The following is a 22,538-nucleotide window of genomic DNA, read 5'->3' as shown; positions in this document are numbered from 1 at the left end:
AGCGATGCAGTCGGAGCCGGCTGGTGAGAACCAACCGCTACTCCAAACGCAACACCTCTTTCCCGCATCATCCGTACCGAATTACCTTGCGCCCTCGCGGATCAACTTGATCAATTCATCGGTGTTCATGCGAGCGGCGCGATCGGTTCCATCGAGAACGCCGGCAACCAGTTCACGTTTGTCCGCGTGTAGTTGCAAGATTTGTTCTTCGATCGTGCCTTCGGCGACCAAGCGATAAACGGTCACTGGTTTTTGTTGTCCAATACGATGAGCACGGTCGGTCGCCTGATCTTCCACCGCTGGGTTCCACCATGGATCCAAGTGGATCACATAGTCGGCCGAGGTCAGGTTCAATCCCGTTCCCCCGGCTTTGAGTGAAATCAGGAACAGTTCGCCTTCGCCATTTTGGAACGCATCGACGCGTCGCTGTCTTTCTGCCGCCGGGGTTGCCCCGTCAAGGTATTGGTACTCAATCCCTTGTGCATCGAGCGCTTCGCGAATCACGCCGAGATGCTTGACGAATTGACTAAACACCAACGCTCGGTGCTCTCCTTCGCGAAGTTCTTCGACCAGATTCATCAGCAGTTCGAGCTTGGCGGAACCTTTCTTCCACGTCGGATCGACCAAGCGTGGATGGCAGGCCAATTGCCGCAGTCGGGTCAGCCACGCGAGGGTGCGGATTCGTTGTTGGCCGGCTTGCGAGGCATCAGCGGACTCGCCGCTCAATTCCGCCAGTGCCGCAATTCGCACGTCTTCGTAGCGTTTGCGTTCGGCTTTGCTCAATTCGGCGTGCAGCGTGATCTCGGTTCTCGCCGGCAATTCCTTCAGCACCTTGTCTTTGGTCCGTCGCAGGATGAACGGGCGGACCAAACGCGCCAACGATTGACGTTGTTTGTCATCTTTGTGGCGTTCGATTGGATCGGCAAACCGGTTGCGGAAACGGTCCCATGATCCCAGCAGTCCCGGTGACAGCGTTCGGAACAGACTCCACAATTCGCCAAGATGATTTTCTAGCGGGGTGCCCGATAACCCGATTCGCCAATCGGCATTGATCAAACGAATCGCTTGCGATGTCTTGGTTTGCGAGTTCTTGATGAACTGAGCTTCGTCCAGAATCAGCGTACTCCAGTCGCGGGTGGCAAATTTCTTTGCGTCCCGCTGAACCAATTGGTAACTGACGATCACGAGGTCGCCGGGACCGACCGAGTCGATCAATTGTTGACGATCCGAATCGCGGTACAGATGCGATTTCAGCGACGGGGTAAACCGTTCGGTTTCTCGCACCCAGTTGTCACCAACGCTGGTAGGGGCAATGACGAGTGACGGACCCAATTGGGCGCGGTCCAACAGCACGCCAAGCGTTTGCACGGTTTTCCCCAAACCCATGTCATCCGCCAACACGCCGCCGACGCCCCACTTGCTCAATCGGGCTAACCAGCGGTAACCATCCAATTGGTAATCGCGGAGTTCGGCGTCGAGTCCTTCGGGTTTTTCCGGAGACCAATCAGCAAGCGACTCGAGTCGTTTGACCGATTCGTGCCAACGTGCGGTGGCTTCGAGTACAACATCGTCACTGATCAATTCTTGCACGACCGGCATCGCGGCGTCGGCGATCTTCATCGAATCACGATCGCTCACCACGACGTCGCCGAGCTGCTGCAAACGACGGCGGAACGATTCGCTGATTTTGGCGAATTCGCGATCCCCGACTCGCACCAATGCACGGTCTTCGCGAACCGCAGCCAACAAATCGGCCAACGAGATGTCTTGTCCATCGATCGTCACTGATCCGGTCAATCCGAACCAGTCTCGTTTGTCATCGATTTGCACGCGAAGTGCCGACGGGGTCAATTCGCCTCGGACTCGAATCGATTGACCTTCGGGCCAAATGATCCGTGGCGCGTCGCTGCCGCCTTCGTACAGTCGTCCTAGTAGATCGAGAGCCGCTTCGTCGCTTTCGGCGACCCAGCGATAGTTCGCATCCGGACTGAGTTTGTTGAACTCGAACCGCTCGACCACCGAATCGGCGCGTTGTTTTTCGTCGTCCAAGTCACGCTGCAGCCGAATCGGGCCTTTGTCGGTCAAACACGGAACGATGTTGGGCGGGGCACCCGGTGCCAAGACTTCGCGGAAGCGATCGTCGTGGATGGCGAGCGAAATCAGCAATCCGGCGCCCGGACGCGGCCGTAATTCGAAGACCAATTCACCCGTGATCGGGGTGATCGGTCCGGCCAGCTCGGGAGGCAGATTGACGCGAACCAGCGAATCCACGGTGGCACAGCCGACTGCCAGCCGAGCGGCGGATTCCGCATCCAAAACGGCGTCTTGCAAGTCACTCTTCAGCAAAAATTGGATCACTCGCGTCGCTCGCGGATCACGCAGCGTGCAAACGATCAAGCGATTGTGTTTACGATCGGCCAAAATGACCAGCGGCTCGACGGGGCTGCTGTGCCCCATCACCACTTCGCACTGTTTGATATCGATGCTGAAACCCGAGACGTGCAGCACGGGGCGAAAATGGGTCGCCGAGGTATGGGGATCGTGGTTGTCTTCGTGCTGTTCTTCCTCTTCCTCCAAATCACGTTCGACGGGCTCGAGCGTCAAACTTAATTCCGCAGAATAAACATCCAAATCACTCGCATCCCCGTCGGCCCAGCCTACGTTGGGATGACCGACGAGTGATTGAAGGGCTTGAAATTCGGCGTAATGGTCCTCGTCAAAACTGTAGCTTCGCGAAGCCACCAAGGCGGAAATCTTGCCGTCGATCGGGAACGCGGTGAAGTCGCGTTTAAGCAATTCAAAACCGCGAATCTCTTTGCCCTTGGTCCAGCCTTTTTTGTTCTTACGCGGCTTCTGTTCGTACGGAGTGATCGAAAGCGGAGCGTAGTAGCGTGAGCGTGAAAAACCGATCCGCCATTGCAGCCGCGTCTCTTCGTCGCTGGTTTCAGCCGGACGACTCGACTCTTCGGCGAGCGTCAGAATGTTGTCGACCAAGTCACGGCCGATACTGACCGAATCGACTTCTAGTTCGCCAAGGAAATTCAGCACGTCGCTAATGCTGCGGCGTCCCAACTGCTCTTGCAACCACCACGCCGTCGAAAGCGTGTGCGAGCACTGGTAATGCGTTTTGAATTGGGCGCATTCACAGGTCGCGATCGCCTTGAGCGAAGTGCTGTCAGGGGAATGGTCGAAATCCTCGTCCTCGTCGTCCAGCTCTGCTTGGACGTCGATCGCTGCCGCTGCGGTGGGTTGGCGATTCCCCTTGACCTTGAACTCAAACTTCAACTGGCGTCCCTCGCGGCTTAGCGTGGGCGAGTCGACGGTCAACATCGCAGCACGTTTGTCCAACGATTCATCGTGCTCATTCACCAAGCGTTCAATCGCTTCGCCGACGAGAAGTCCAAACGCTGCAATCGCGTCGTCGGACATCAAATCCATATCTTGCCTTCCATTGTCGCGTGAATCTCGATGAACCAAAGGGCTACCATTGTATCGACGCAGTACGGGTGTGTGAGTCGGGGGCCAAGGGGAAAAAGGAATGTATCCGCAACGGAAAAATCATCCCGCCTTACGTGTCTCTCGCGCGGACACGTGATTCAGCTCGTTTGCGGAACGTCCATGTTTGCGGCCTCGGGGCTCCCGCCGTGGGCCAATCCGAGATTCTAACCTGCCCCTGCTTTGAAAACATGGTGTCTTTGCTCGATTCTTTTTCTCGGTACAGTGTAGGGTTGGCTCACGTGAGCTTCATCTTCCCTACTCGTACTCTGCAGGAGTAATTCATGCCCAAATTGACCGTCCAAGGTATCGGTGAATTCGATGTCCCCGCTGGAAAAAGACTCGTAAACGCCTTGATTGAGGACGCGGGAACCGATCAGCTGCACGCTTGCGGTGGCCAAGCACGCTGTACCACTTGTCGTGTGAAATTTGTCGAGGGCGAGCCAAAAAACATCACCGTGGCAGAAAAAGAAACATTAAAAGTTCGTGAAGTCAAAGAGTCCGGTGTCCGTTTGAGCTGCCAAATCGCCTGTGACCATGACATGACCGTCGAGCTGATCAGCCGACTCGAAGGCAGCGGTCGCAAAGACCAAGGATCGCCGCTGGCTGCCGAAATCGAACCCGCTCCGGAATGGACGACTCGGTAAAGCCGGACTCGGCCTACCCCCCCTAAGCGTGAGCAAGGGACTTCATCATCCTAACCCGATGCGTGAGTTTTGAAGTTGTGCCATTGTATTAGGGGCAAAGCCAAGAAAACCAATGAATTGCAGGGCTAACTAACGGGCCGGCCGTTTGTTCGGATCCATTGACGGCCCCTAGCAATTGGCCGGTACGTTAGCCCTTCGTTTCGTTTGTTTGATGCAGTCCCTCGCTCACGCTTCGGGTTATGACTTCCCTCAGCTGGAAGCTCTCGCTAGCAACCATCGCCTAAGAACCAGTCGGCGAGCACGCGGTCCATCCAGCAATTGCGGTTGCGGTCGATGAACCCCACATGCCCCCCATGCTTGGAAACGATTCGCTTTATCGCGGGGCTCCAGCGATGCTTGGACTCGTCAAAACAATCGACCGGGACAACGGGATCGTCTTCGGCGGCCAACACCAATGTGGGGACCGTTACCGATTCGATGTGATGGGCGGCGGACGATTTTTCGTAATAGTCCAGTGCATCGGCAAACCCGCTCAGCGGTGCGGTGAATTGATCATCCAATTCACGCAGCGTGCGGGGCCGATTCGTTGCGATGCTCGCTGCAAAATCGGCACGTTCACGGACGCCGGGAGGGATTCGCGACATCAATTGGCGGATGAAGTAATAGTTGTACGGCCGCAGAATCCGTCGCTGCATATTGTTGCTGCAACGGCTCAAGTCCAATGGCGGGCAAATCGCGGCAATTCGGTCAAGTTGGTCAAACCAAGCAGGACGCGGATCCGCTCCCGAACCGATTCGGCCAACCGCACGCAGGATCTGGTTCCCACCTAACGAGACGGCTGCGACCCCCAAGCGACTATGGGGCGCCAAACCCGAGATCGCATCCAGTGCTGCAATCAAATCATCGCTTCGCCCCGCATGCGTCAATTGTTTAGCGAGCCCAAACGCGTCGCCACAACCCCGCATGTCGATGCGAAAAACACGCACGCCTTGGTGATGGAATCGTTTTGCCAAGCGAATCATATACGGAGCCGCATGGCATCCCGATAATCCGTGCACCAATAACAACGACAACCCGTCATCCGGCCAATCACGGGGGCAAGTCTCGTGCAGCACCACCGCATCGCCGTCAGGCAACTCGACCGTATGTTTCTGAGTAGGCAGCCCGATCGGCCCGGTCGGCGTGACCGTCGCGAGGGTTTGTAGATGTCCGCCTCGCAGCAATCGATGTTGCTGAAAGGAAGGTGGCTGAAATGAAATCATAATTCGCTATAACTGAGAGGCTGGGGCAGTCAATTGTAGTGAGCCGCGAATCGATCGTGCCACCCGATTCATTATCAACCCGTATCTCGACGTAGCGGAAGTCGTCAAGACTTTCGTTGCACGTCAAGACTTTCGTTGTATCAGCCGAACGATCCGAAACTCACGCATCCGATCCCCGTCTACCTATTCCCCTCTCCATCCACGTTGATTTCCATCGCGGTTTGACTCATGCAAACGATACGCTCCTTTATCGCCATTCCGCTATCACCCCAAGTCGGACGCAACGCGGTTCGCTTGATCGAGGCGTTATCGGTTCCCGGCGATGGCATTCGCTGGGTCCCCAAAGACAATCTGCACCTGACACTGAAATTCCTTGGTGAAGTCGACAATGTCGAAGTCCCGCAGGTCTGTAAGATCATCCGCAATGTCACTCAAGACTTCGAACCCTTTGATCTCGATTTTGCCGGTGCTGGTGGCTTCCCGAACCTCGATCGCCCTCGCGTGTTATGCGTCCATATCGATGACCCCACCAATTCACTTAGCCAAATGGTCGCGAGACTTGAGACCGAGCTCGCCGAGATCGGTTTCAAACCGGAGCCTCGCGACTATGTCCCTCACCTGACCTTGGGGCGAACCAAGGGAGGATCACGTCGCGCCAGCGGCGACGTGCTGCAGCGGGTCAAAGCTCACGCCGAGATGCGATTAGGGCAGATGAACGTCGACACGGTCGAATTGATCGCCAGCTTTCTGGAGAAACAAGGGCCGAGCTACCAAGTCATGGACACGATCGACTTGGGCGAATAACGCCTTCGCTAGGACCATGCCACCGACATTTCGACTACCCATCTTTGCGTAGTTTATATTCCAGTGTTTCGCGAAGGGTTAGTCACGAAGTGACGACATGCAATAGCCACGGACGCCAGTCCGTGGCTTGGGAAACCAAAGCAAAGCAAGTCGCAACGCGACGACAGGAAACACGGACGTGCACGAGAATGAATTACTGGGAATCCGCACCTGCCGGAGCTATCGCGACTAAGAATCGCAACAAAACTTGTACAGCCTTGATTTCCACGCGATACCGAATTCTTTGCAGCCCAGCACAAGTTTCCCTTCTCGCGTTCCATTGTCTTGATGACTCCAGTGCAAGTCTGGGATCTGATGTCATCAAATCACCGTGGCTAGATTGGTCGCCCGGTGGTCCAAATTATTAGCGAAAGGTCAAATTATGTTTAGATTTCTTGACTACAGTCTTGGCAAATTAGAGGCTGTTGAGCTTGCAACGGCAGAAGCGGCCATTCGTGATCATGTCACTAAGCGGGATAAACTCAAAAAGGCCAGTTTCACAAAGAGCAACGCCTCTCCGATTTTTCGTGTCCAAATCCCACCTTGCACGCCAGTTTGGCCGGATGTGTGGAAGTGTGAACAAGGGATGATGATCGATCGGATTTTGCAGATTCCTTTTTCGCTAAGAAATTTCGCTTCGTTGCTTCCGTTGGTGCGAAGCCATCCAGGGAAACTCGAAGTCTCCGTGTCAATTGTGTGGCCGCGGCATGGCGTTTTTTTAATTCAGCTTCCGCTCAAATCAATCCACGAAAGAGTTTATCGCGGCTTTTCACTGCGTCTTGATCCTCATCCTAGGCAGCGTCACAGTGAATTGTTCGAAATGCTGAAGTGCATGTTCGGGAAGGTGTCAACACTTTGGTCCGTGGAAGACGATTTCATTGTCACGCCCACCAATTGCAAGTTTTCCAATGATTTCACTGATACGCCTTCTGGAAGGATCCGTTGCACCAACGACATGCAAACTCCTGACTGGGCGGCGACAATGTCGTACGCCAACATTGAAGACTTTCAATTTGCTTCGCAGTTGGCTGAGAAAACGGCGAAAGTGCTTGTCGAATGTATGGGCAGACCGAAATGCATCGAGGTGAAAGTTGCATCCTTTGTTGAAGAGGCCACCATCGCTGCCGAATATTGTCAATCACTTGCACCAAAATGGTACACTGATTTTTATCCATCCCCGAACAAGAAGTTCGATCCATTCAAACATCCAGGACACAGTGAAGGCACTCGGGTTTATCCGGTTGCCTGGAACGCGAACCGCGCCAATGAGATCGACATGGAAGACTTTATGGATATCTATACTGCCGTTGAGCATCACCCGGATGGGTCGCGATTGTTGCTGGCGACCAATCATGACGACGCATGGCTGAAGAAAACCGTCACCGAAGTGGGCTACAGTGATCAATTCGAATTGCTTGGCGATGAAGCCAAATATGCGGACATCAAACCACTCGTGAAAAACGTCAAACGTTTTCAAAGCACTCCCAAAGACGAACTTGTAAATTACCCTACCGTTAAATTGCCAAAAAACGCTTCACTTGATGTCGCTTACGAACAAGCGGTCGCTGCATTTGAATCCGCGGATTTGTACGTTCATCGTCACGACACGTTTAGCTCGCTCGGTGGCGTTGGGAAAATCTTTTCATGTCACGAGGACGAACGCAACGATACATTCATTGTTCACGCCGGTCCCTGGACCGAAGACGCCATTGAGGCAATCAAGCGGGAAGCGAAGTCTTTGTTGGAGATGCAGGGATTCATGGGATGTACGGGAGTGCAGATCATTGCAACCCATCCGCTGCCAGCTCAGCTGAGTCAGTTTGCAAGCATTGAAAGTCCTTGACTTCCTTGATGGGCTTCCTGGTGTTCTCTTAGCCACGCCAGTGGCGTTAGCATTTAGCCTGGAGCGTGAGCCCCAGGAAAACGTTTTGCGCCAATCCCGATAGGGATTTCAGCAATTAGCCGGTGGTTTGAGCGTAGCGAACACCACCGGAAAACCATGCCAAATGCGGAATTGACCCTGACGGGGTCACAGCCAACTGTGCTTCGACCCCTCCGGGGGCGATAACGGTTCCGGATTCTCGATTCCGTAGGTGTCGCTTCGCTTACCTACGGCTAATGTCTTTAATCCCTGTCGGGATAGATCGAAAACGATTCGTGATGAGACGTGCTGGAACAAAAGAGCTCACGCCCCAAGCTACGTGCTGGCGTGCCATCCGGCACTTGTAAAAACACTTCCGAAGGTTGGGTTTCGAAATCGCGATCCGCTATTGGCTGATCTCGAACGGGATGCTCGCTTGGCCGTACTTCTTGCCCTCGACGTCTTCCATCGTTAGCTGCAAGCGATAATTCCCGGCGGGCAATTGCTTGGGAAGATGCATCTGGTAGGCGATGAAGTAGTCTCGTAGATAGTTGCTGGAGGTCTGTTGGTCGGCGGGCAGCAATTGGCTGGCGACTTTTTGATTGTTGGCATCCAGAATGTCGTAGCTGCCTTGCAGGTGCGTCTGAAAACCGTTGTCGATTTTGCGTGCGATAAAGTTTTCGACTTCGCAATACAAAATGACCTGCTGGCCTGATTGGAAACGGTTGCTGGTGAACGGTTTGATTTGGCCGTAAGCCAAGATCTCGGTACAAAACGCCAATGAGCGAACTTCCAGCGAATCGGTCGCGGCGGCCAAGTACTTGGTGGCTTCACGCAATTGCGGCAGCGCCGAACTGAAGCGTCGGCTTTGTACCGGATGTCCGTCGGGGTCGACCATCGTCCATAACCCGAGCAGTTGATGTCGCAAGTATTCTTGTTCTTTGTCGGTCATCCCTTCGATCTTTTCGACCGCTCGATCGGGATTGCCCGCCAACACCATCAAGTGGCGTGCAGTGATGACCCGGCGTGCCTTCTCAGCTTCGGACTCGCCAGGCGTGGCCGATGCGACGCGTTTTAGCAGCGTCTCGTACAACAGCTTGTCGGAAATTTCGTCGACGTTTGGCGTTGCTGCAGTGGCCGGTTCCGTTGCTGGTGACTGCATTGACGCCGTTGCTACCATCGATTGATCTTGTTTCGACTGAGTGGCTGATACAGGTTGGATCGAGCTTTTGTTTTCGCTCGACTGCGAGCTGGCGACGTCCGAGATCGATTCGACGACCGTGTCTTGCAAGCCTGTGGAGCCCGCAGTATCGGCGGCGGCAAGCGATTGTGTGGCCGTGTCTTGGCTGTCCGATTTTGGTTTGGTTTCGTTTTCGTAAGTGATGACGACCGCCGATTTTTCAGCGGATTCGCTTTCGGGGACGCCGTCCGCCGTCGGCTTCGACTTGCTTGCCGAACCCGTATGGCTAGCAAGTCGGTTGATCGGTTCGCTCGCTGTTTCGTTCTTTACCGCAGGCAAATCGTGTTCGTGTTGAAGCGATTCGCGGATCGCTTTGTCCAGCCCGCCTGGTTGCTCTGTCGATTCGGCGTTGCGAGACAAGACGGCGACCAATTGGCGAAGCGCTTGCTCTTTCACCTCGGGCGATGTGTTGGCAAACGCTTCCATCAATTCGTCGTCCGACATCTTGGTTTTGGCGTCGGGTTGCGGATCACCCGCAGGCGATGATTTTGATGGCGAGCGTTTGGCTACCGAATGAGTTTCATCAGAGGTGGGTTGGGTTTGAGCTTTCGCTCGCGTGTAAGCCGACGCGGGGTTGCGAGAGCGACGCTCGGTCTCCGCTGGATCGGTGGGGCGCGACCGATGGCTTGCGACCGATTTCGAATTCGATCGATCCATGTCCTGCGGTGTTGCTGCGGCGCGGTGAGGGTTAGCCTCGCTGTCGCTGCTGGCAAAAACATCCGGACGGGATGGATCTGACCCGACACGGGGCTTGGTCGACGCCAGCCGCTGGCGTGGTGATTCCACCTCCGGCAAATCCATCGAGTCATGTTGAGTGACCTTGAATATATTCCCAGCAGGCATTTGCGAACGACATCCCGATACCCCAATCGCCGTTGCGATCAGTGAGAATGAAATCCATTTCGATGAGCGAGAGAGCATCGGGGCCTCGCGAGAGTTCTTGAACTATTACGATCTGTTCGCTACGGATCCTTCCGTCGCGAAACAAGCATTATTTGCATCGACAGTCATCGACCCTACAAAAAATGCCCACGCAACGACAACCGCAAACCTACGCGATTTCTTGACTCAATTGCTAGCAATTGTTTCGAGGGGGAATCGGCGGGGGGCGGTGATTCGGTGTCGAGTCCTCAATAGGGGAATGGCTGCAGCACGCTGGGGAATTGCCAGACTGCGTTTTGCCCCAATTCGCCCCCGGTTTGAGCCAAGTACAAAAAGTAGACGTAATATCCCATCCCCACGCTTAGGGCTGCGATGTTGCTCCACCGCCATATCCTTGTACTCCACTTCGGTCGTGTGGGCGGTTGCGTCGTGGCACGGTGGTAGGCTCGGCCGACTAAGATGCGGGCGGGGATCATGGTGACAAGAAACACCGCCATCAGATCCCAGCGAAAAACGTGAGGCGGCAAGACGTTTTTGACCAGAGCGGTGTACAGCAGCGTCAATACCGAACTGGCGATCAAAAATGCGGTCGACATCGACCAACACAAAGGTGTGCGAGCCGCTAATTCGCAAACCGTCCGCATTTCAAACATTGCCCCGGTCCTCCGCTCGGCGGCAACATGCGCCATCAGGAACGGCAGCCACATCAATGTCACGGTCAACATTGCACATCCTGTTGCAAACCCGAACCATTGCCAGCGGATCGTCACATCATCGAGCAACGTGAAAAGGAACGTCGGGATGACGAGCCAGAGGTAGGCTGCGGCGTACGCCAGGATGCCTGATCGCAATAGTCGGATAAACGAGATCGCCGCAACGAACTGGTTGATTTGCCGAGTCGCTTGCTGCCAAAACCGAACGCGAGAATGGCGGTCGAGTTGTTGCCGAATATTTTGAATCGGACGCAGGAATTGCCACCACCGACCGCCACCGGCAATCGCCAGAGCCAAGTGTGCCGCGATCACGACACTTGCGATCGCCAGCGTTATCGCAACGAGCCAATCCTTGACGCTTCCGGGAGCTAAAACGTGAGTGTCGCGGTGCAGCGCCGCAAGCAACTCAATCGGCAACAACCATAACGTGACGGCCAGAGCGATGATCCCAAGTCGCAGCGCCAGCGGCAGCCCCCAGAACGCCGTCCGGAACTTTCCGGTCCGCGCAACTTGGCCTTGGATTTCCATTAGACAGCCAAGCACGTACACGTTGACGATCGGTATCGTGGCACCGATCGCAAGCAGCACGACGCCGCAGGGAATCGCGACACAAGCTCGGATCAACCATGCGATCGCGGCAAGGGGACGGCTGCGAAGCGAAGGCATCGAGGGGAAATATTCAAGTTCGCCGCGGGTAATGACCGGAGGTCTCATGCCGGAGTGACCTGGTTGTATAACGGACGTCTCTTCCGATGCGTCGATCGTCGAGCCTGGGGCGAAGTCGTTCAGGAGGGGAAGAGACATGAAAAGCCGACTCGCGTATCGGAGTGAGAGGCAACCAACAGAGTGACAACCATCAAGTTTAAACCATCCCGGAAGGGCCAAGTTCCGCTGAGGTCGGACGATTGAGGTTTCGTCTCACGGTAGGTTGCGGAGCAAAAAGGTTGTGGTCTCCGGAAAATTGCGAGATATTCAAGGTGGTCCACACAAGAACATTCGTTCGCTGGCGAATCCTCTTGGGTAACGCGATCCCATTTTATCGAAACAAATTCATCTTGATGCTGTTTAATTAACGTTGTCCCCATTAAGAATGAAGCATTGATGTAGAGGATCTCTTTGAAGATTTTCATGCTGCTGGATCTTTAGCAAGATCCACTACCCCAAAAAAACAATTTGGACGGAGCACTCGACTGCTCGGCGAATTCCCGTGATGCGAACTCAACATCCCATTTGGCCAACGACGATCGTGATGATGTCGATCGTCGGTATGGTTGGCTGGAAAGCGGTCGAGCCCAGAGTCATTACGCTGCCCAAGCGTGCCTCGGTTAGCGACGACATGGCGGCTGTGGATCGTATCGATGCGTTGTTGAACAAAGAGTGGGAGCATTCGTCGATCCGTCCTGCCGCGGCCGCAGACAATCTGCAAGTGCTAAGACGACTGACGCTCGCGCTAGTGGGTAGTTCGCCATCGCTCAAAGAGGTTCGTGAATTTGAGTCCGATACCTCGCCCGATCGGCTGGCCCGATGGACGACGCGATTGATTGCCGATTCGCGTTTCAGCGAATACTTTGCCGCCCGGTTGGGCGATGCCTTTATTGATCCGGTGTCCGAGGAATTGAAACCACATCAACGTGAACGTTTCAGACAATGGTTGGGTGAATCGATCCAGCAAGGGACGGGCTATGACGAAATCGCCAGTGCGATGATCGCCGGTCGTGGCGTGTTTGCGGACCATCCCGCGACTACGTTTGTTGCCTCTGAATTGGCACTCGGTGATCTCGCGGCCGAGCGATTAGCGGCCCGTACATCGCGTGCCTTCTTAGGGCAACGGATCGATTGTGCGCAGTGTCACGATCATCCCTTTGCATCGTGGGAACAATCGCAATTTGAAGGGCTCGCAGCCTATTTCGGCGACGTCCAATTTCAACGCAACCGCGTCCAAGACACGCGGCCACGGCCGTTTGTTATTCAGGACGATCGAGCGGAACAGTCGCGTTCCGTCGCTGCCGAATTGCCCTTTGACGCCTTCATGGCCTCGGACCACAAGCATCAGCGTGAGGCATTAGCCAGCTGGGTCATCCATCCTGAGAATCGTCGCTTTCGCCGAGCGATCGCCAACCGGGTTTGGGGATTGATGCTAGGGCGACCGTTTATTTCGCCGGTCGATGATCTCCCGGATCCAGGCACGTCAAACGATCCGGATGATGTGGATGTTTTGGATATCTTGGCCGACGACTTGATCGATCACGGTGACGATTTGAGACGGTTGATCCACGTGATTGTCAAAACGCGTCCCTTCGGCCTCGCCTCGACTCACCCCGGACTCGGCGACGAAGTGACTGCCAATAAGCTAGAAGCGTCGTGGGCCGTTTTCCCGCTGACTGAACTTGGCCCGCACCAAATGATTCGGTCGATGCAGCAAGCGTCGTCGATCAACACACTACGTCCCGATGAATTGAACCCGGTGGCCGCGTTTCGCCGCTGGCAACGCCAATCGCGTTTTATCAACGAGTACGGCATTGCGGGCGATTCCGAAGACGCTCAAGCGAGTACGATCCCGCACACGGTCCAGCGGCTCAGCGGCAATGAAACTCGCCAACAAAGCGAGGCGACGCTGTTCTCGGCAGTGGGCCGAATCGCCGCGATCAGCGGCACCGCCGAAGCGTGTTTGGATCACTGCTATATGGCCTGTTTAACACGGCATCCGTCGGCCGAAGAAAAGGCTCATTTCTTGCCGGAGCTCGAGGGCAATCGGAAAGTGCGGTCTCGAGCATGCGAAGACATATATTGGACCTTGTTTAACTCGGCCGAGTTTTGTTGGAATCATTAAAGCCATGGCATCACCGCTATCTCTAAATCGCCGCGAACTGCTTCACTGGGCCACCGGGCTAGGCGTCTCGTTTGCGTTGCCGGGCATGGATGTGCGGGCGGCCGAACGACGTGGAGGCGAGCGACCGCGATCGCTGATCACGCTGTGGTTGTCCGGCGGACCGAGTCAATTGGAGACATGGGATCCGCACCCGACGACTTGGATCGGCGGTCCCACGGGGGCGATTTCGACGTCGCTTCCCGGCGTGCAAATTGCCAACTCGTTTCCACGGTTGGCGGACCAGATGCATCACTTGTCGGTGATCCGTTCGCTGGTTTCAAAAGAGGGCGACCATGACCGGGCCTCGTATTTGGTCAAGACCGGCTTTCGTCCCGATCCGACGCTTCGTCATCCGTCGGTCGGCGCGATCGTCGCCCACGCGTTGCCCTATGAGCCGCTGGAAATCCCGCCGGTCATCTCGCTGGGCTATGACAATCACCTTTCGCGAGGCGGTTTTTTAGGCGGCCGCTTCGACGCCTTGCGAGTGCGTGAGCCAGGATCATCGAATGACGACTTGAGGGCTTGGTTGGCGGCGCCGCGTCAACAACGGCGGTTGTCGCACTTGGACGTGGTGGCCCAAGCTTTCGCACGCGGACGAAAATCGGTCGTGGATCGCACCATGCACTCTGAAAACGTCGATGCCGCGTTGACGATGATGACTTCGGATCAACTAAAAGCGTTTGAGCTGAATGAGGAATCCGCATCGACCCTGGCGGATTATGGCGATTCGAACTTTGGTCGAGGCTGTTTGGTGGCACGTCGATTGGTCCAACAAGGGGTGCGAGCAATCGAGGTGACGCTACAAAATTTTGACACTCACAACAATAACTTTGGCCAGCACAGTGAACTGGCGGCCGTGCTCGACCCCGCGTTTGCGGCGTTGATGAAGGATTTACACGAGCGAGACCTGTTGAGTTCGACCGTGGTGTTGTGTCTGGGTGAGTTCGGCCGTACGCCCAAGATCAATGGGGCAGACGGACGTGATCATTGGCCGCATGGATTCTCATGCTTACTCGGCGGCGGCGGTTTGCGAAGTGGCGTGCGGATCGGAGCGACGGACCCCAGCGGAGAACGCGAGAGCCCTGAGGATCCAATCACCGTCGCGGATCTGTACGCCACCGTGCTGAGAGGGCTAGGCGTCGATCCAACGCATGAAATCAACACCTCGATCGGCCGCCCGATCCGCTACAGCGACGGCACCCCGATCACCCGCTTGTTGGCATAGGTGGCAACGGTTTGTAGCGGAGCGAGAGTTTTCTTCACCCTCCCAGCTTGCGTCGGGAGGGTCGGAAATCGAGCCTGCAGCGAGATTTCCGCACAAGGGCTGGTGACGTTGAACTGGTACGTGGCTTTCACTAACGCTGCGAGGCCCCACCACATAACGTCGCTCCGCGACGGAGTGTTCTCCGGACGATCCGCCTCTTGGGTTGGAAACCCAAGGCTATCGCGAAAAGTGCCTCCGGCACAAAACAGACAGCGCCGGTGGTTTAAAGCCGCCTCACACTCTCTCTTCGGCGTCGTAGGCTTCGATCTCGAAGGGATTCTCGCGATAGCCGTCGCGACCACGGAGGAACAGGATCATCGAGAACAGCAGGTACATCGGCACAAACAGCGGACCCCAGCGTTCGTATTGACGCACATGGACTCGTTCGTGCAGCCGTGTGCAGTCGAGTGCCGATTGGTTTTGCCCAAACACGACATGCCCGAACGTCAAGGCTTGGGCGGGCACGATCATATGTCGGAGCAACCAAGCGATTCGAGGTCCGTGGATTTCAATCACCCCGTCGACTCGCTGGAATCGTCCACCCAGGATTAACCCGATCGCGATGCCGGCGATGGTGTAGGGGGACGCCCATAGATAGGCGATAGTTTGGATGGCGATGCGCACAAGCGACCTTGGGAAACCGAAAACAGCCTGGAAAGCGGCTTACGGATTGTACCGCAGTCGCCACCCAGGCTGTTGTTTGTGTTTGTCGTTGTCGTTAATCGCTCGAAACGAGCCGTTTAATGCTGTCGGTAGCTGCGCTCGCCAGAGCGTGGATTTCCGCCGTTTGGCGACGGCAGCTACGTTGAAATCGAACCGCAGAGCGATCCAGGGCATTCATTCCTTTTCTGCCGATCCTTACCGACTAGGCGTCGGCGATTTCGTCTTCGAGTTCGTCCTCGAGATTCGCATCGGCGTCGTAGTAATCACTGCCCTGTTCGTCGATGCACAACTCTTCGCGTTGGTCGGCGTTCAGTTTGACATAACCCAATGCACGAATGACTTCCAAAACTTCGCTGCAGGTCGGGAACATTCGTCCGGCCGAACGCTTGTAATCGTCCATCGCCTGCATGAATTCGATTTCTTGATCGTTGTAATCGCGTTCGCAAGTGGTCGGGTCGATGTGGCGACGACGCTGTGTTTTGCGACGTGGCTTGGCCATCACGTTGGTGTCAACCGCGTCCGGGTTGCCATTGCGTCGCTCGTTTCGCTTGCTACGACGATCAAGAGTGAGGATGTTCTTATCTTCCGCTGGATTGGCAGTGACGGTTTTGGTCATGGCAGTGATGTCCCGTTTTGGTTGGAAGAGTCTTGTGGGTTGCTACAGTGGCGAGCTGTAGCAAAGACTCTCGTAACAGCGATGGTATGTGGTGGGCCAAAAAAACGTAGCACACCACTTGAGTAAACTTCGCTGTTTTCGGGTACTTTTCCGATTAGAAAAGCAGTGCCGCCTGGGAAACCCGTCCGCTTGTAACGGTCGTGCCAGTTACGCGGCGTCGATGGCCGTTCGCAGCTCACCCACAAACTCGCTGACCTTCTTGACCGCGTCTTCGCTGCCGCTGGATTCGGCGATCCGGCGTACGATCGCGGATCCCACGATCAAGCCGTCGGCGACGGGGGCCAAGGTCGCTGCGGTTTCTGGGCCGCTGATTCCAAAACCGATACAGATTGGCAGGTCGGTCTCGCCCCGCAACCACTGGACGCTCTCTTGCAGATCCGGCGGCAGCTTCGCTCGTTCGCCCGTGATCCCGGTGACCGAGACGTAGTACAGGAATCCGGATGACGAATTGGCGATTCGCACTTGCCGTTCTTTGGGGGTGGTCGGCGTGACCAGCTGGATCAAATTGAAGTCTGCGTCTTTACAGATCTTCGAAAACGCTTCGGCTTCCTCGACCAACAGATCGGGAACGATGGCGCCGGCATAACCCGCCTCGATCGCTTTTTTGACATACGCCTCGGTTCCGACGCGATGAATGATCGAATAGCTGACCATCGTGACTCGGGGCATCACGACGTCCTGGGACAGTCGCTTGCCCAGATCAAAAACGCTCTGCAGACGAAACCCTTGATCGAGGGCACGTTGATAGGACGCCTGGATCACGGGGCCGTCGGCGATCGGGTCGCTGTAGGGGACGCCGACTTCGCACAAATCGGCTCCGGCGGCCGAAAGGTTGCGAAGCACCGCCTCGGTCGTTTCGATTGAGGGATCGCCGGCGGTGATAAACGGCATCAACGCCTTCTTCTTGGATGCACGCAGCTGAGTAAAAAGTTGGTCAATCGCAGACATAGATTTGTGCAGAGAACGAGGAATCAAGGGATGGCAAGTTATACGGCAGACGCGGCAATTTTCCTACAACCGGTTTCGATCGCCGTGGAAATCATCAACATCTGAAATAGCTGTCCCAGCGTGAATGTGTCGATATGGGGCAAGTCAAAGCTGGTCGTCCGGTAGCCCCGTTGATGGACCGCTTCGCAGGACGTGGCGATCATGTCAGCCAACAGATGCGGGATCGTGGCCGTCGGTGCGGCATCGGAAAATTCTGCCGGTTCGTCGTCATGCATGAATTTCGGCGACGACAACGGGTCCATTCGCCACTTGGCGGTCGACCAGTGGTGAATTACCGGGCGGTCTGTGGGCAGCGAGGAGGCATCGGGCAGCGAGGAGGTGGGCAGCGATTCAGACGATTCCAATTGGCGAAGCAGGCCGCTGGGGTGAGAAACGACGGTGCTGGCAAGCGGTTCGTCCACGATTTGGGTGTACCAACGAGCCACCGAGGCAAGCGCTTCGGTCCACAGGCAAATGATCCTCGAGGTGCGGTTCGCTCCCCTGCTCGCCGCGACGTACTGCATCACCCAATTCTCTTCGGGAGCGGCGATTTTGAAGTGCTCGTTCATCGCCACCGCTCCTTCGAGCAGTTTCATGCAGTCCAACGCCAACATCGCCGCCGGCATCAATCCAGCAGCAGTGAAAATGCTGTGAGATTCGGCAATTTGAGGGTGTTGGTCGTAGATTTCGCGGCACCCGTTGGCCAGTGCAAATTGACGAAGCGGTCCCGATTCCCCCGTGATCGGAATCAGGTAATCGCCCAGCGATTCACCCGGCGACCGCTGTAGCGATGCTTTCAGTGCGGTGATGAAATGCGGCAAAACGACCGATGTTTCGCGTGTTTGTCCCGTCGGGTCGATCACCACGAGTGCCCAGCGAGTCTCGGGAGCCGTTTCACCGTAGCCGCCACTACGCAGCCGATTTAGCAGTGCCCCGATCGAATCGCTATCGAGATGATTGCCAACAAAATACATCCGCGGCCGACTGCCGCGACCGGCTCGGCACAGCTCGTTGTGGTAGGGGTCACAACACGCATCTCGCAGTGCGATCGGACCGGCCGTGGCGGCGTCCGACCCGAGCACGACGACGGCATCGATTTTGTCGTGAATCGAGTTGGCGATTTTGAAGATGCGACCGACTTCAGATTCCTCACGAATCGCCACATAGTCCGCCAATTGCTGGGCTGGCAGCCGAAAAAACGGCATTTCCAGGATTTCGGGACGGAGCGAATCGGCCTCACCCAACGTTTTCCCGTACTGCGTCTGGTCGTGCCCCAAATCGGCAGAAAAAGCTCGGGATGCGTCAAAACGCAAAAGACTCATACGGGATCAATGTTCGAAGGGGGACGAGTGGTTGGGCGTGTCATTTTGGCGGACACGAGATGACTGTAGCGGTAGATTACCCGACCTCGCGAGAACTTCGAAGCGGACACGAGGTTCCGAATTTCGCTTGGGTTGGCTAAAACGAGAGAGATTCGCCCCTGGGTCTATCAAAAATGCGTCTATCAAAATCCACCTTTCTGAATAAGCGAGAGAGCCTTGACCGAAGTTCGCCGAAAACCTGTTGTTTTGATCGTCCGCGATGGATGGGGCGAAAATCCGTACCCCGAATGGGACCACGCCAATGCGGTTCATCTGGCAAAGACCCCGGTTGCCGATGAGTTGATGGCCAAATATCCCAACGTCCTGATCCACACCTCGGGCGAGGACGTCGGACTACCCGCCGGCGTGATGGGCAACAGCGAAGTGGGCCACCAAAACATTGGCGCCGGCCGAATTGTCGACCAAGAAGTGATGCGAATCACGCGTGCGATTCGCGACGAATCGTTTTTCAATAACGATGTGCTGCTTGGAACAATCGAGCATGTCAAGAAAACCGGCGGCACGTTGCATCTGCTTGGCTTGATGTCCGACGGACGTGTGCACAGCGATTTGGATCACGCGATCGCGATCGTTGAACTGGTGCGTCGCTCGGGGCTCGAATCGGAAAAATTTGCCGTCCACGCGATCACCGATGGACGTGACACCTCGCCGACCGGAGGCAAGGCGTACGTTGAAAAGATCGAAGCGGCGATGAAAGAAAAAGGCGTCGGTCATATCGCCACCGTGATCGGACGGTTCTATGCGATGGACCGCGATTTGCGTTGGGAACGTGTGCAAGCGACCTACGACATGATGACCAAGGGCGCGGACAACACAGCCGAATCGGCGGGGGAAGCGATCCAGCGTTATTACGATCATCCGATTGAATCGAGCCGCACCGGAGATGAATTTATTTCCGCTACCTCGATCCTGCACAATGGCAAACCGACGCTCGTGAAAGATGGCGATGCGGTCATCTTCTTTAACTATCGTGGTGACCGAACACGCGAAATCACCAAGGCGTTCACCTTTGGTGACGATGCGTGGAAGAACATCGAAGGAGGCGGTTTCGATCGTGGCGCCAAGGTCGACAATCTGTACTTCGCCACCATGACCGCGTATCAAACCGGATTGCCCGTCAAAGTGATCTTTGAAAAACGAGCCAAGATGCCGAACATTCTTGGTGAGTACATCTGTTCGCTTGGGCTGAACCAGTTCCGTTGTGCGGAAACCGAAAAGTATCCTCACGTGACGTTTTTCTTTAACGATTACCGTGACGAGCCGTTTTCGCACGAAGATCGTGAAATGGCACCCTCCACTCGCACCGTATCGACCTACGATCAAGCTCCCGAAATGTCGGCTCACGAGATCACCGAAAAGGTGCTCAAAGAAATCGAATCGGGTGTCGCGGATTTGTTGATCGTCAACTATGCCAACGGCGACATGGTTGGACACACCGGAGTGTTGGAGGCGGCGATCAAGGCGGTCGAAACGGTGGACGAGTGTGTCGGGCAGGTCGTCGAAGCGACCTTGAAAAAAGGAGGCTCCTTGATCGTGACGGCTGACCACGGCAATTGCGAACAAATGATTGATCCGGAAACCGGCGGGCCTCATACCGCACACACAACCTACGATGTGCCGCTGATCGTGGTCGAGCCGGGGCTCGAAGGCCGCAAGCTGAAGACCGATGGCCGCTTGGCCGACATCGCACCGACAGCACTGGAGCTGCTCGGTTTGCCAATCCCGGCCGAGATGACGGGTGAACCGTTATTAAAGCGATAAGCTTTCTAGCCAGTGAAAAAAAAGAAAACGCCGTCTGAGTTTCAAACGGCGTTTTTTCGTTTCGACTCGTTAAGCGGTTTCGCCGCTATTCTAACGATTCGGTTTCCTTCGCGGCGCGTGTGCCCAAAGCACCCCATACACCATACGGGCTTTTCGATCCAGCGCGGGCATAGCTGGGGGCGATTCCGGTACCCGTAGTCGAGACTGAGGTTTTGGTGGCGTCGCCCGCGTCGATTGACTCGGTGACAAATTTAACGGCGCCGTCGGCCATCAACACATGACATCCGCCTTGATGGCGGCTGGCCGCCGAAAAGACGCCCGAAATACCTCCCGCGGCACTACCGGAATCGCGACGACATGACGGCGAATTCGGAGGCAGCATCGTATTGAAACCGGTGTAACCAACGTGACCTTCACCCCAGCGGCGGCCACGTGGATACAGCGTTCCGCCAGCGAAATGTCGAGGATCGTCGGCGGTGATATGCGGTCCTGTTTTGCACAGGCTAGGGGTTCGGTGGTAGTCGACGGAACCTTGGTATTGGTTGCTGATCACCTCGCGCTGATCCAGCGTCACCGCCATCTCGCCCATCGCGATGGTGTTGCTGGTCCCATCCAAAATGTCACGGAACCGGTATTGGTACCAACGTGCAAAACAACCTCGTTTGGAAGCCGGATCGGCGGCGCCAGTGTAGGTGTTGTTGAAGCGGGTGTGATGGTTAGGAGCTCCGCCGACGAATCGTCCCGCATCGCCATAGCAGAAAGCGTAATTGGTTTGCGCCTGGCCGGCATGCACGGCTGGATCACTGGGGCAGCGAAGCGTCGTCACTTGAGTTCGCAACGGAGTGTAAACTTGGCCAGCAATGGCCGCGTCATTGGTCCCGGGGGTTGGTCCCATCGCTGGAAAACCGTCGGTGGGATTGCTGAAGCGTTCCCACAACGCGGTTTGCTCGAGAAACGGCAGCAACGCGATCAATCCGCTAAGCCGTCGTTGATTGGTCCCAGCGATCGACGTGCTGCCGGTTGTGTTTTCACCGGTGCCACCGCTTCCCATCGGGAACATCTGGTACGCCGAGTGATAGTTGTGCAGTGCCAACCCCAATTGCTTGGTGTTGTTGCTGCATTGCATACGCCGGGCCGCTTCACGCGCGGCCTGGACCGCGGGCAGCAACAAACCGACCAAGACGCCGATGATGGCGATCACCACCAGCAGTTCGACCAGCGTGAATCCGCGCCGCCACGAATTGGATTTAAACATCATAAACACTCCAAAACAAAAACAAAAAATGCAACCTCAGCGATCTAAGGTTGCTACATGTAAAAGGTGCAGTCAGCGTCCCCTCGTCCAAGACACTTGTAGACTGAAGGGGGGCGGAGCATGTTAGGCATCCCAAAGCATTGCGGAGTATGGAGCACGAAAGTCACGCACGACTTTCGCTACGCAATGAGCGGTTGAGAATGGAAGTCGCGTTTGCGATCAAACTTCGTCTGCGGGGACGTTCTTTGCCGGTGCTGCGGTCGGTGCCGCGGTTTCTTCCTCTTGGTTGCTCGCCCCGGCCGGTAGATCTCCAAGTTCGGTGGTCCCCGAAGAGTCACCACATCCGGCGATCACGGTCGCGAAAAGAACAGTTGCCAGCAGCGAGAACAAACGAGTTTGCAGAGTCTTGGACATCAAAATGGTGGGGTATGAAGGAAGGGAGAATAAAGGAGTCCATCCGCGTCTGATTCAAGTATCGCAGCGATGGGGCGCAGAACGGTTGAGTTGGGGGGGCAATGCGCTCGATGGCAATATTAGGTAGGCAGGCGGTCCTGTGCAAGCGTTCAGAGCGAAAGAAAGCACCCAAAAAGTGCACTTTTAAATTCGGATAAGGCTATAGACAAGCGTTTTAAGGCTATAGAGTTAGGTTTGGCTGCAGTAAACTTTTGGACATCAATTCCCACTTTTGTGCCCGTCGCATATGGATAGGATTTGCGGATTGCCCGCCAAGTGGTTTAT

Annotated in this window: 16 protein-coding genes; 6 read left to right on the top strand and 10 right to left on the bottom strand. The window is 55.7% G+C overall.

The window, feature by feature from the left end; translation table 11 throughout:
- Positions 1 to 81: 81 nt before the first annotated feature.
- Complete coding sequence (locus ABD971_RS17800; protein WP_339945818.1) at positions 82 to 3,438, bottom strand: DEAD/DEAH box helicase; 3,357 nt, start codon at positions 3,436 to 3,438, stop codon at positions 82 to 84.
- A gap of 341 nt (positions 3,439 to 3,779) precedes the next feature.
- On the opposite strand from ABD971_RS17800, the gene ABD971_RS17795 reads away from it, so the two are divergent.
- Positions 3,780 to 4,142 carry a 2Fe-2S iron-sulfur cluster-binding protein gene (locus ABD971_RS17795; RefSeq protein ID WP_339945816.1) on the top strand — a complete coding sequence of 121 codons (363 nt, stop codon included), beginning with the start codon at positions 3,780 to 3,782 and terminating at the stop codon, positions 4,140 to 4,142.
- A gap of 266 nt (positions 4,143 to 4,408) precedes the next feature.
- Here the strand turns inward: ABD971_RS17795 and ABD971_RS17790 are convergent, their stop codons facing one another.
- On the bottom strand, positions 4,409 to 5,404 hold the full coding sequence (locus ABD971_RS17790; RefSeq protein ID WP_345324252.1) for a YheT family hydrolase: 996 nt from the start codon (positions 5,402 to 5,404) through the stop codon (positions 4,409 to 4,411).
- Positions 5,405 to 5,632: 228 nt separating this feature from the next.
- Here ABD971_RS17790 and thpR point away from each other — a divergent pair, with 228 nt between their 5' ends.
- Together thpR and ABD971_RS17780 are read left to right on the top strand one after the other, a co-directional pair.
- A complete protein-coding gene (gene thpR / locus ABD971_RS17785) occupies positions 5,633 to 6,208 on the top strand; it encodes an RNA 2',3'-cyclic phosphodiesterase (RefSeq protein WP_339945812.1) in 576 nt (191 codons plus the stop codon).
- 994 nt (positions 6,209 to 7,202) lie between these two features.
- The gene (locus ABD971_RS17780; RefSeq protein WP_345324250.1) at positions 7,203 to 8,090 is read left to right on the top strand and encodes a hypothetical protein; all 888 of its coding nucleotides are present in this window, start codon (positions 7,203 to 7,205) and stop codon (positions 8,088 to 8,090) included.
- A 424-nt stretch (positions 8,091 to 8,514) separates the two neighbouring features.
- On the opposite strand, the gene ABD971_RS17775 is transcribed toward ABD971_RS17780, so the two are convergent.
- Both ABD971_RS17775 and ABD971_RS17770 read right to left on the bottom strand, forming a co-directional pair.
- Positions 8,515 to 10,269 carry a hypothetical protein gene (locus ABD971_RS17775; RefSeq protein WP_345324248.1) on the bottom strand — a complete coding sequence of 585 codons (1,755 nt, stop codon included), beginning with the start codon at positions 10,267 to 10,269 and terminating at the stop codon, positions 8,515 to 8,517.
- 209 nt (positions 10,270 to 10,478) lie between these two features.
- Complete coding sequence (locus ABD971_RS17770; RefSeq protein WP_345324246.1) at positions 10,479 to 11,747, bottom strand: hypothetical protein; 1,269 nt, start codon at positions 11,745 to 11,747, stop codon at positions 10,479 to 10,481.
- A gap of 406 nt (positions 11,748 to 12,153) precedes the next feature.
- Between ABD971_RS17770 and ABD971_RS17765 the strand changes: the two genes are divergently transcribed.
- Both ABD971_RS17765 and ABD971_RS17760 read left to right on the top strand, forming a co-directional pair.
- On the top strand, positions 12,154 to 13,773 hold the full coding sequence (locus tag ABD971_RS17765; RefSeq protein ID WP_345324244.1) for a DUF1549 domain-containing protein: 1,620 nt from the start codon (positions 12,154 to 12,156) through the stop codon (positions 13,771 to 13,773).
- Between the two features lie 4 nt (positions 13,774 to 13,777).
- Positions 13,778 to 15,037, top strand: a complete 1,260-nt coding sequence (locus tag ABD971_RS17760; protein ID WP_345324242.1) for a DUF1501 domain-containing protein — start codon at positions 13,778 to 13,780, stop codon at positions 15,035 to 15,037.
- A gap of 273 nt (positions 15,038 to 15,310) precedes the next feature.
- Here the strand turns inward: ABD971_RS17760 and ABD971_RS17755 are convergent, their stop codons facing one another.
- The 4 genes from ABD971_RS17755 to ABD971_RS17740 all read right to left on the bottom strand — a co-directional run bounded on the left by ABD971_RS17755 (position 15,311) and on the right by ABD971_RS17740 (position 18,724).
- Entirely contained in the window at positions 15,311 to 15,700 is a 390-nt protein-coding gene (locus tag ABD971_RS17755; protein WP_345324240.1) for a hypothetical protein, read from the bottom strand.
- Between the two features lie 241 nt (positions 15,701 to 15,941).
- Entirely contained in the window at positions 15,942 to 16,355 is a 414-nt protein-coding gene (locus tag ABD971_RS17750; RefSeq protein WP_339945798.1) for a hypothetical protein, read from the bottom strand.
- A 207-nt stretch (positions 16,356 to 16,562) separates the two neighbouring features.
- On the bottom strand, positions 16,563 to 17,363 hold the full coding sequence (gene trpA / locus ABD971_RS17745; RefSeq protein WP_345324238.1) for a tryptophan synthase subunit alpha: 801 nt from the start codon (positions 17,361 to 17,363) through the stop codon (positions 16,563 to 16,565).
- A 38-nt stretch (positions 17,364 to 17,401) separates the two neighbouring features.
- Positions 17,402 to 18,724 carry a glucose-6-phosphate isomerase gene (locus ABD971_RS17740; protein WP_345324236.1) on the bottom strand — a complete coding sequence of 441 codons (1,323 nt, stop codon included), beginning with the start codon at positions 18,722 to 18,724 and terminating at the stop codon, positions 17,402 to 17,404.
- A 216-nt stretch (positions 18,725 to 18,940) separates the two neighbouring features.
- Between ABD971_RS17740 and gpmI the strand changes: the two genes are divergently transcribed.
- The gene (gene gpmI, locus ABD971_RS17735) at positions 18,941 to 20,545 is read left to right on the top strand and encodes a 2,3-bisphosphoglycerate-independent phosphoglycerate mutase (RefSeq protein WP_345324234.1); all 1,605 of its coding nucleotides are present in this window, start codon (positions 18,941 to 18,943) and stop codon (positions 20,543 to 20,545) included.
- Positions 20,546 to 20,630: 85 nt separating this feature from the next.
- Here the strand turns inward: gpmI and ABD971_RS17730 are convergent, their stop codons facing one another.
- Complete coding sequence (locus ABD971_RS17730) at positions 20,631 to 21,800, bottom strand: DUF1559 family PulG-like putative transporter (RefSeq protein WP_345324232.1); 1,170 nt, start codon at positions 21,798 to 21,800, stop codon at positions 20,631 to 20,633.
- Between the two features lie 219 nt (positions 21,801 to 22,019).
- Entirely contained in the window at positions 22,020 to 22,214 is a 195-nt protein-coding gene (locus tag ABD971_RS17725; protein WP_339945788.1) for a hypothetical protein, read from the bottom strand.
- Positions 22,215 to 22,538 lie beyond the last annotated feature (324 nt).

The organism is Novipirellula rosea (assembly GCF_039541335.1).
Taxonomy (GTDB): Bacteria; Planctomycetota; Planctomycetia; order Pirellulales; family Pirellulaceae; genus Novipirellula; species Novipirellula rosea.
This window is presented reverse-complemented; position numbering and strand designations above follow the sequence as displayed.